8 protein-coding genes are annotated in these 10344 nt (G+C 36.4%); 3 read left to right on the top strand and 5 right to left on the bottom strand.

From position 1 onward, the window contains the following. Together VB732_RS29135 and VB732_RS29130 are read left to right on the top strand one after the other, a co-directional pair. The coding region (locus VB732_RS29135; RefSeq protein WP_323234348.1) for a DegT/DnrJ/EryC1/StrS aminotransferase family protein at window positions 1–751 on the top strand (751 nt) is incomplete at its 5' end. A gap of 24 nt (window positions 752–775) precedes the next feature. Then, the gene (locus tag VB732_RS29130) at window positions 776–4630 is read left to right on the top strand and encodes a glycosyltransferase (RefSeq protein ID WP_323234347.1); all 3855 of its coding nucleotides are present in this window, start codon (window positions 776–778) and stop codon (window positions 4628–4630) included. 115 nt (window positions 4631–4745) lie between these two features. Here the strand turns inward: VB732_RS29130 and VB732_RS29125 are convergent, their stop codons facing one another. From VB732_RS29125 to VB732_RS29105, 5 genes are all read right to left on the bottom strand, one after another. Next, the gene (locus VB732_RS29125) at window positions 4746–5081 is read right to left on the bottom strand and encodes a XisI protein (RefSeq protein WP_323234346.1); all 336 of its coding nucleotides are present in this window, start codon (window positions 5079–5081) and stop codon (window positions 4746–4748) included. Then, complete coding sequence (locus tag VB732_RS29120; protein WP_323234345.1) at window positions 5069–5488, bottom strand: XisH family protein; 420 nt, start codon at window positions 5486–5488, stop codon at window positions 5069–5071. The genes VB732_RS29125 and VB732_RS29120 overlap by 13 nt, the downstream gene beginning before the upstream one ends. A 240-nt stretch (window positions 5489–5728) precedes the next feature. Continuing rightward, entirely contained in the window at window positions 5729–7948 is a 2220-nt protein-coding gene (locus VB732_RS29115) for an O-linked N-acetylglucosamine transferase, SPINDLY family protein (protein ID WP_323234344.1), read from the bottom strand. 151 nt (window positions 7949–8099) lie between these two features. Further along, the gene (locus VB732_RS29110) at window positions 8100–8654 is read right to left on the bottom strand and encodes a type IV pilin-like G/H family protein (RefSeq protein ID WP_323234343.1); all 555 of its coding nucleotides are present in this window, start codon (window positions 8652–8654) and stop codon (window positions 8100–8102) included. 205 nt (window positions 8655–8859) lie between these two features. After that, window positions 8860–9426, bottom strand: coding sequence for a Uma2 family endonuclease (locus tag VB732_RS29105; RefSeq protein WP_323234342.1), 567 nt, complete (start codon window positions 9424–9426; stop codon window positions 8860–8862). 110 nt (window positions 9427–9536) lie between these two features. Here VB732_RS29105 and VB732_RS29100 point away from each other — a divergent pair, with 110 nt between their 5' ends. After that, on the top strand, window positions 9537–10310 hold the full coding sequence (locus VB732_RS29100; RefSeq protein WP_323234341.1) for an Rpn family recombination-promoting nuclease/putative transposase: 774 nt from the start codon (window positions 9537–9539) through the stop codon (window positions 10308–10310). Window positions 10311–10344: the final 34 nt, after the last annotated feature.

The following is a 10344-nucleotide window of genomic DNA, read 5'->3' as shown; positions in this document are numbered from 1 at the left end:
TAATGTGGAAGTTTTAAGTAAAATTGCCCGTACCCACAACTTAAAATTAATGTTTGATGCAGCTCATGCTTTCAGTTGTTCGCATCAAGGACGTATGATTGGTAGCTTTGGAGATGCCGAAGTTTTTAGTTTTCACGCTACTAAATTTTTAAATACGTTTGAGGGCGGAGCAATTGTGACTAATAATGATGAATTAGCTGCAAAAATTCGCCTGATGACTAACTTTGGTTTTGCTGGTCTCGATAAAGTTATCTATATTGGTACAAACGGGAAAATGCATGAAGCATCAGCAGCAATGGGTTTGACAGGACTTGAAAGTTTAGAAGAGTTTGTTGCTATCAATTATCGTAATTACCAACAATATGAACAAGAATTACAGAGTATTCCTGGATTACAGCTTATTACTTATGACAAAACACAAAAATGTAATTATCAGTATATTATTTTAGAAATTGATGAAAATGATTTTGGTATAAGCCGAGATTACTTAGTTGAAATATTACAGGCTGAAAATGTTATTGCTCGAAGGTACTTCTACCCAGGTTGCCATAATATGGAACCTTATCGTTCTTATTTTCCTCATAATAGGCTATTACTACCTGAAACTGAAAAACTTGTCAAACGAGTACTCTGCCTACCAACAGGCACGGCATTAAAACCAGAAGATATTAGCAAAATTTGTCAAATTATCAAGTTAGTCGTCGCAAATAGTTGCGAACTTTCCAAAGTCCAATTTTATTCACATATCTGAAATTTATATATTAGAGGTAAAAGCATGAAAGTAAGTATTTTAATGATTACCTATAATCATGAAAATTATATTGCCCAGGCAATCGAAAGTATTCTAATGCAGCAAACTAATTTTGAATATGAAGTTGTTATAGGGGAAGATTGCTCTACAGATAAAACACGCCAAATTATTATTGATTACCAAAATAAGTATCCCAAAATAATTCGGTTGTTATTGCCTGATAAAAATCTTGGTATGCACAAAAACTTTATCCATACTTTGCAAGCTTGCCAAGGTCAGTATATCGCAATTTTAGAAGGTGATGATTACTGGACATCTAGCGAAAAATTACAAAAACAAGTAGATTTTTTAGATAAAAACCTAGACTTTGCTATATGTTTTCACAATGTATTAGTATTTTGGCAAGATAATAGTTATTCACCTGCAATTTTTTTACATAATCAGCCAAAAACATCTACTATAGAAAATTTGTTAATAAACAATTTTATTTCCACTCCTTCAGTAATGTATCGTGCTGGTTTGGTACAAGAGTTTCCTGATTGGTTTTATAAACAAAGTATGGGAGATTGGACTTTCCATATTTTAAATGCACAGCATGGAAAAATTGGATATATAGATGAAGTCATGTCAGCATATAGGGTTCATGCAAAAGGAGTATGGTCTAGTAAAAGCCGAGAATGGCAAATAAAAGAAACTATTAGAATGCTTGATACTATAAAATATAATTTTAGTTCTCAACATCAAGCAATTATAAATACATCTATAAATTTCTACTCTCAACAACTAGTTAGTGTCCTAGAGGAACAAAAATTAAATAAATCACAGCAAGAAACTGATTACAAGAAAACTAATTTATTAGACGAACAGCCGTTAGTTAGTATTTGTATTCCTACCTACAATGGTGAGAAATTTATTGCAGAAGCTATTAATAGTTTGTTACACCAAACGTATCCAAATATAGAAATTGTTTTATCTGATGATAATTCTACTGATATAACAGTTGAGATAGCTAAATTATTTAACCAGAAATTATCCTTTGATTTTTCAATTCTTGAACATAGTCAATATGGGCTAGCTCAGAATTGGAATTATTGTATTTCTCAAGCCAAAGGTAAATATATAAAATTTTTATTTCAAGATGATTTATTAGAGCCAAATGCTATTGAAGAAATGGTTAATTTGGCTGAACAAGATGAAGAGATAGGTTTGGTTTTCTCGCCGCGAACACTGTTTACTAATACTGGTAATACCGTTTATGATTCAAACTTTTTAATGCATCACGAAGCTAAGGATGTACACAAAGCTTGGTCAACATTAAAGCCAATTCAATCAGGACAGGAACTTTTGCAAGATCCAAATATACTTGACAGTCCAATTAATAAGATTGGTGAACCAAGCACAGTCCTTATTAGAAAAGATGTTTTTGAAAAAGTAGGACTATTTAATTCTGAATTTTGCCAACTTGTAGATTTGGAAATGTGGCTCAGAATTATGAGCCAATACAAAATTGGTTTTATTAATAAGGTTTTATCTCACTTTAGGATACATCCACAACAACAAACTCGTCGGAATGCTGCTTTAAAGGATGCCATTTTATTAGATTATCAAAAGCTTTTTAAGGAAATTTACAGTGATAAACGATATCCTCAAGTAACGAGACAACAAGCTCTTTATAGATACGCAACTTTGAGTGAACAAAATACAGAATTGCATCAGTTGCGAAAAGAAATAGCAGAAGAATGTTTGAATATTTCAGATGAGCAGATAACGGATATCTATCTGGGTCTATTAGGTAAAACACATAAGATGTTAGTGAATAGTAGCATCAAATATGAAAGTCTAACTGATGAAGAACAGATTTTTGTTAGTGATATCGTTAAAATTATATCTCAAGGTTTTGATCAGCCAAAAGCAATTCAGTATTTACTAGCAGCTATGCTGTATTGCCGTGCTGATCAGTTACCGTTACAGCATGACCTCTCTCGCATACCCCGTTGGCTACTTAAGGACTATTTACAATTCCTATTCTCTTCCCCAGTCCACTTTCAAGAACTAGGTGATGCAGATAATTACTATTACTATATGCAGGGGTGGGTTGATTACTTACACACATCGATCCTAAAAAATACTGATTTTCAGTTGTGGCATGAAATAGTTAATAACTTTGCTCCCATTGCTAATTTTATTCCTTTATATTTTAATGAGGCTAATCTTAAAGATATCTATCTTAAACGTGGAGAAATTATAGAGTATTTACTAAAACTTAAGGGTTATGAGGTAGATTACGAGTTTGCTGAAAGACCTATAACCAGAAAAAAAATTCGCTTAGGTGTCCTAGCAGCACATTTTTTACCTGGATCTGAAACATTTGCTTCTCTTCCTGTTTATGAGTATATCAGTAGAGATTTTGAAGTAATTTTGTACTCTCTTAATCAAACCGATCATCCTCTAGAACAATATTGCCGTAGTTGTGCAAACTCCTTTAAGCTGCTCCCACAAGATTTAGCAGAACAGGCAAATATTATTCGTGCTGATGATCTCGATATATTATTCATTGCTACCAATGTAACAGCAGTAACTAATCAAATCTGCCTTTTATTAATGCATAGGTTAGCTAGAATACAAGCTACTAGCGGTGGCTCGGTTGTGACAACTGGAATGCGGCACATAGATTACTACATTTCTGGTACTTTAACTGATCCTTCGCCAACCGCAGCACAGCACTATCGAGAAAAGTTAGTGAAACTGGAAGGAACTGCTCATTGCTTTAGTTATGGTTCTGAACAAGAAAAGATAACTCTCAAAGTCGAACGGGAAACTTTAGGTATTACTGACGATACAGTTATTTTTATTTCAGGTGCTAACTACTTCAAAAGTATCCCTGAACTGATTGAGACATGGGCCAAAATTATTATTGGAGTACCTAATTCAGTTCTGGTGCTGCTGCCGTTTGGCCCAAATTGGTCAAATGCTTATCCTAAGAAGGCTTTTGTGAATCACTTGAGTAAAGTGTTTTCAAAATATGGGATATCAATAGACCGATTAATAGTCTTAGATCCTCAACCAGTGCCAAACCGTGAAGAAGTTAAAGAATATTTCAAAATTGCCGATGTCTATTTAGATTCCTATCCATTTGCGGGAACAACTTCTTTAGTAGAACCACTACAAGTTAATCTGCCAGTAATTGCTAGACAGGGAACTAGCTTTCGCTCTGCAATGGGGGCTGCAATGGTTCAAGCATTAGATGTCCCTGATTTAGTTGCGGATAGTGAAGAGTCTTATATACAGTTAGCAGTTGCACTCGGCAATAACCCTGAATTACGCCAACAAAAGAGTGCCCAAATCAGGGAAAAAATGCAGGGTAATCCTAGTTTTCTAGATAGCCGCGCTTACTCAGCTAAAATAGGCAGCCTCTTTCAAGAACTATTTAGTAAATATCTTGCAGATACTCTGAGTCAAAATTTCCGCTTAGGAGATATTAACCTAATTATTTTTCCAGATTGGTTACAGCCAGAAGACCTACTGTATCAAGATTTAGCAAGTGTCATTTCTACTCTTACTACTCACCCAGATAAAAGTCACATAACTCTTCTCATAGATACCCAAAATATTTCTGATGAGGAAGCCGATATGCTTTTATCGTCTTTGACCATGAATTTGCTCATGGAAGATGATGTAGATATAACTGAGGGGCCAGAAATTTCTCTGCTTAGTAAGATGAGTGATGCACAATGGAAAACTCTTTTGCCTAGAATTAATACTCGAATTGCTTTAGCAACAGATAATCAATCTGCGATCGCACAAGCGAAAGCAGAAAATCTCCTATTCTGCGATATAGATAGCTTGATCGCATCTAAATTAGAGATGACACCTCTTTAACCAACTTTGGGGGTTTAAGTCCCCTGCTTCTATAAGCAGCGTGTTTTGATGCCTAAATCTAAATCCCCGTCACAAAACGTAATTGCGAATTGCGAATTGCGAATTGCGAATTGTTTTAACCCACTGCATATTCTGTAAACTTCCTCATAAAAGGAGACTGAAACCCTAACACAATGTCCTCTTTAGGAACTCCTATAGTAACTAAATTTGCTGCAATATCATCTTCTGTACCATTCCATTGAAGCCAAATTTTTTCACCCTTAATATCAATATGGATGATGCAGCTATGTACCCAGTCTTGACCTTGCCAGCCTACATGGACTACTTGGTAATGGTCACGTTCTATATCAAAAATATTCTCAACGTCTATATTACTATCAGAGGGTTTTTGCTCACTATACTCCTGTAATATCTGCTGTACAATCTGGCGATAATGAGCTACTTTATCCATTTAAAAATCACCTCTTGCTCTACATCATAAATAATCATTTTGACTTGATTCTCTTCAATCATGGCTTGGGGAAATTCAAGCTGAAAAAATGTTTTGTAAGTTGTCAAAGGTACTGCTAAATACAAAACACGCTCTGGCTGTCGTCGCCTTAATGCGCCTCTATAGTTAATAAACTGTCCCAATGCTGTATGAAATTCTGAGATTGCAGAAGATTTCTCCAAAAAACTTTTGACTTCAACAGCAATTTTTTCTCCTTCCCGTTCTGCCGCAATGAGTTTTTCAGCAGCTAAATCAATAGAGACATTCACACCACCCACGCTAATTGAGAGGGGGTCATGAGTAATCTGCCAACCGTCCTTCTGCAAAGCTCTTTTGACAACTTCATGAAAGACATCTTTAGCAGACATAAATATCTACAATAGTATTTCTTGTTTTTATATTACCTCTTACAGCAATTTTCAGGTAAATAGACCACGCGGTAGGGGCACAGACATTGCTCATACGTGTCAACATAGAGCCAGGGCGGTTAGAAACCGCGTCTACACAAACAAAGTCCACCTCCGTGGACTAATGGATTCTTAACCCACGGAGGTGGGTTTTGCCTGTGTAGACGCGGTTTCTAACTGCCGATTTAACGTTAAGTTGACTTATTTCCCCTCAATATACCTCTGCCACATCTGCTCATAAGCCTTTTCCATCTCACGGGTAAACTGTTTGCCATTCCACAACGGTGCTGTTTGCCGTGATGCTTTCAATTTCAAAGCGACTTGCTGGCGTAAAGCCTCATCTCTCCCCAAGCGCACACCCCACTCAATATATTCTTCATCAGTCCAGGCGATGCCTTCTGTAATCCCTGCATTCATCATCATGGTGTAGCTGTTACGCGCTGCAAACTGTTCACCAACTCGCGTCACCAAGGGGATACCCATCCACAATGTTTCTAAGGTTGTTGTCGCTCCGTTGTAGGGAAATGTATCTAATACAATATCAGCAATGCCTAAATTAGCACGATGAACTGACTCGGAATGAACTTGTGGTAAAAATCGTAACCGAGAACAATCTACACCTTCTTCTTCGGCAATTTGGTAAAAGAAGCGTTTAATTGTTTCTTCCTCAGCAAGTCCCTTAATCAAAAAGTAGCTATTAGGTACTTCTTTAATAATTTGCATTTGCCACTTTGTCGTTTCTGGATGGCGTTTATATCCTCTTTGGGCGCTGAGATATACAACAGCATCCATAGGAATATCCAAGTCATCACGGCGCAATGTTGGTACACCAACTTCAAAACCATCTACTGCTATATAAGTTTTGGGTAATCGCCAGATTTTCTCTGTATAGTAATTTTGGGCATCCTCTGGAAGGACATAAGGATCTGCGATAAAATAGTCAATTGCTGGTATACCTGATGCATCCCAGCCTAACCAAGTAACTTGAATTGGGGCTGGCTTGAGTGCCATCACTTCGCTGGTAATATCTAGAGTAATGCTATCAAGGTCAACTAAAATATCAATTTCATCTTGATATATCTTATCAGCAATTTCTAGACCATTCATACCTAATTTGCGAGCTTTCCCTGCCTGAATTAGATACCATTCTTGGAGATGATCATTTACTAATTTGTAGTTAACAAAATAAGTATGAATATCAAACTTATCTCGATCATGGTGCTGAAATAACCAGCGAGCTAGCCAACCAACCGAATGATTCCTTAAAGCGTAAGATACATAACCTATTTTTAATTTTTTAGTAGAAGTACTTAAAGCTTGATATTTAACAATTGGGCGATGATAATTTTTGTCTTGTGATTGACCAAGAGCCTGAATATCAGTATAAAAAATCTCGGCTACTTTATTGTGAATAGCTCTGAAATCAGCAGGAGTATCTTTAATGTGAGGTATAGCGAAAGATGGTGTAAGTAACCTTAGTATTCTCCCTTCTTCTAAAGAAATAGGTTGAGCTTGAATAAACTGTTTATATACAGTTTCTAATTCTTGACAAGTTGTACATATCGCTTGCCAGTAGCCTCCTGCTGACATTAAACCCCTTAAGAGCAAATGGAGCGCAAAAATTTTATCAGCTAAAGCTTCTGATAGTGAATAACATAACCTAGCTGTCTCTATACCTTGAGAATAATTACAAGCATCTTGATAAAAAGTTGCTAAGTGCCGTAAAATTTCTACATTATCTGGTTCCAGTCGCAAATGCAATTCCAGAATAGATGCTGCTAGCATAGGCTGCCGCAAAGTATGACCAATTTGCATAGCAGCAGGAAGCAGTATAGAAAAGCATTGATGAGTATCAGAAAAATAAGGAAGACTAGCTTCTATTAAATTTAGATTTATTGGGTTTAAAGGAATATTATTCAAAAACTCTTTTAAAACTTGTATCAAGAGTTCAATATCGATTTCTACATCTTCTTTTGCTTTTAAGCTTTCAATTAATCCCCACTTATTCAAATCATCAATTTCTTCAAATTTTTCTAACTTGAGAGAAAATATAAGAATTTGAAGCAAATTATTTATATAACTAGGATTAATTTCCCGCATGTGCTGGCGAATTAGCCAAGCTAGAGAATATTCTGCTAACTTTTCGCGTCGTTCTGCTTCTGTTTGCAAAAGTTGAAATAGCTCATTTGTCAATTTGGGCAAATGTTCTGTATCTGCTTCTGCTAATGGCAGCATCCAAATCATTTGGGCTTCTGCTTCTTCTCCTTTTAAGAGTAACAGCAATCCCAAATGCCAATAGTAGGAAATTATACTAGGTTCTTGTTCTATTGCTTGTTCGTATAAACTAGCAGCTTGTGCATAGTTTCCTTTAATCAAGCATTGTTCAGCTAACTGCTGCCAGTTGTCTATATTGGTAATCATGATTTATTTCCACACTTAAATAAACAAAGTGGGTAGAGTATTCTACCCACTTTAAAAAATACGTAATTTCGCTTAATGAAAGCAGTTGTGACAAAATAACTTTTTTGTCAAATTTTGTAGGTGAGTAATATTTCGCTTATTAACTCATTTTTTACTTAGATAAACTAATGAAGTTAGTGGGACAAGTGGGTGAATTATTAGTTGTGAAACCGACGCTAGTTACAACTACACCTTGGTTGACTCTAGCTTTTTCATTCTCACATAAAACGGCTATGGTTGTAGCTTCACTGGTAGCAGCTTGTGTTGCTACACCCACACCACCAATATAATTTTTGAGAGGTGCAGTAGCAAGTACTGTTTCTGCTTGGTTAGTTACTTGGCTAGCGTTACCAGTAATGTCGTACTTGTAATTTGTGGTTTGTGTTGCAATACCTAGACCTAAACTACCAAAGCTAGCTGCATTAGTTGCAAATGTGTTCTGTTCTAAGTAATAAGCTTGTTGGGCGCGGTTCATGGAACCTACGTAGGTTTTTGCTTCTGACTGCTTGGCTTTGTTAGCTTGGTTCAAGAAAGAAGGCAGAGCGATCGCAGACAAAATACCGATGATAATAATTACTACTAGTAATTCAATGAGTGTAAAACCTTCGTTTTCTTTCTTTTTGTCGAGGATGTGTTGGAGAAACTTAGCTTTTAATTCGGTTTTCATAAGTGTTTACCCTGGGGTAGGAAGTGCTTGTGTGTTCTAGATATAACTTACCCAACTGCGATCGCTTTCCTATCACCTTCAGAAAAAAAGTTTGGCAAGATCCAGTTACATAATCCAGAATCCTTGTATCCCAATTGACACAGATATAACTAAGCCCCTGGTGTTCACCAAGGGCTAGATTCTTAATTTCGTTTATAAGAGTACTTCATTCAAACTCAGGTGGCCACAGTTCTGATACCGCTAGTTCCCAACCTGGTAGCAAGTCCGGTAATACAAGTGTCTCTCCATTTTGCAATACCACGGGAGTTTGCTTTAATCGGTAAACCGTTACTGTCAATTTATCAGGATCTATTAGTATGCCGACTACAGATCCAAGTTGCAAAAATAACTGAATCTTCTCTTCAAGCGGTTTAATTCTGTCGCTTTTAGATTTAATCTCAACCATCAAGTCTGGAACTAACTCTACAAAGTCGCGCTTAGTCTTCTTCAGCCGATCAGCGCGAACAAAAGACACGTCAGGCGATCGCAGGTTTCTTTTTTCCGAGTCGTCCTCTTCTATATTTGGTAGGATAAACCCTGCTCCAGAACCAGTTACACGCCCTAGTTTGCGTGACATGACCCAGATATTTAAGAAGGTACTCAACCGAGCGCCAATTTCTTCTGACTCATAATCTGACAAGGGAGAAACTATGATTTTTCCCTCTACCAGTTCCATCTGCCATTCTGGATGCTCAGTTTGTAGCTGCTCTAAATCGGTGATGGTGAGGGACATAATACGCCAAATAACGCTTTAATCTCTATCATACGTACCTCAACCCCTGAAAGATACAATGTATTGTATTCAAAGAAAAACGGCTGTATAGTTTGCCATTAGTAGCATCAATGAAAACAGATGTAATTTTTTATGAACTTATCAAGGAACTACCACAGATATTTTTTGAACTGATTGATAAACCTGATACTAATCCCGATATTTATACATTTATTGCACCGGAAGTCAAACAACAATCATTTCGTTTAGATGGGATCTTTTCGACTATCCAGGGATTTGAAAATGAACCTTTATATTTTGTAGAATTGCAAACCTACAAAGATGAAGAATTTTACGAGCGACTTTTTGGAGAAATTTTTGTTTATTTTCGTCAATATAAACCAGCAAACTCAAGCTGGTATGCAATTGTTATCTACGACAAACGCATTCATGAAACCCCACCTCACCCACGCTATCAGGCTTTAGTCGAACAACATTTACGTTGCATTTATCTGAATGAACTTTCTGCTAGGACTGAAGATTCCTTGGCGATAGGAATTGCCAAACTCTTTGTAGAATCACCTACAAAAGCTACTTCCTTAGCTCAACAGCTAATCACTCAGGCTAGAGAAAACTTAACGGATGAAAATCTTCAAAAGAAAGTGCTAGCATTTATCCAAGGCATTGTATTTTATAAGTTTCCCAATCTTTCTGTAGAGGAAATTGAAGCCATGCTTAATTTAGATGAATTCATTAATACCCGATTATACCAAAGCATCCTAGAAAAGACTAAATTGAAACTAGTCCCAAAATGTGTTGGCAAAGGTATGAATATTCAAGAAATAGCTGAATTTTTAGAGTTAGACGCTGAAATCATCAAGAAATATCTGCAAGAACAGTCTTAGTGATTGAGAATATCAGGAGTTACGCTACTAGCAC

The sequence above is a fragment of the Nostoc sp. UHCC 0252 genome (assembly GCF_034931145.1).
Classification (GTDB): domain Bacteria; phylum Cyanobacteriota; class Cyanobacteriia; order Cyanobacteriales; family Nostocaceae; genus Nostoc.
This window is presented reverse-complemented; position numbering and strand designations above follow the sequence as displayed.

Excerpts from the sequence above, each read along its gene's own strand:
- VB732_RS29105 (WP_323234342.1), bottom strand. The coding sequence starts at position 9,426 with ATGTCCCTCACCATCACCGATTTAGAGCAGCTACAAACTGAGCATCCA.
- VB732_RS29115 (WP_323234344.1), bottom strand. The coding sequence starts at position 7,948 with ATGATTACCAATATAGACAACTGGCAGCAGTTAGCTGAACAATGCTTG.
- VB732_RS29100 (WP_323234341.1), top strand. The coding sequence starts at position 9,537 with ATGAAAACAGATGTAATTTTTTATGAACTTATCAAGGAACTACCACAG.
- VB732_RS29110 (WP_323234343.1), bottom strand. The coding sequence starts at position 8,654 with ATGAAAACCGAATTAAAAGCTAAGTTTCTCCAACACATCCTCGACAAA.
- VB732_RS29125 (WP_323234346.1), bottom strand. The coding sequence starts at position 5,081 with ATGGATAAAGTAGCTCATTATCGCCAGATTGTACAGCAGATATTACAG.
- VB732_RS29120 (WP_323234345.1), bottom strand. The coding sequence starts at position 5,488 with ATGTCTGCTAAAGATGTCTTTCATGAAGTTGTCAAAAGAGCTTTGCAG.
- VB732_RS29130 (WP_323234347.1), top strand. The coding sequence starts at position 776 with ATGAAAGTAAGTATTTTAATGATTACCTATAATCATGAAAATTATATT.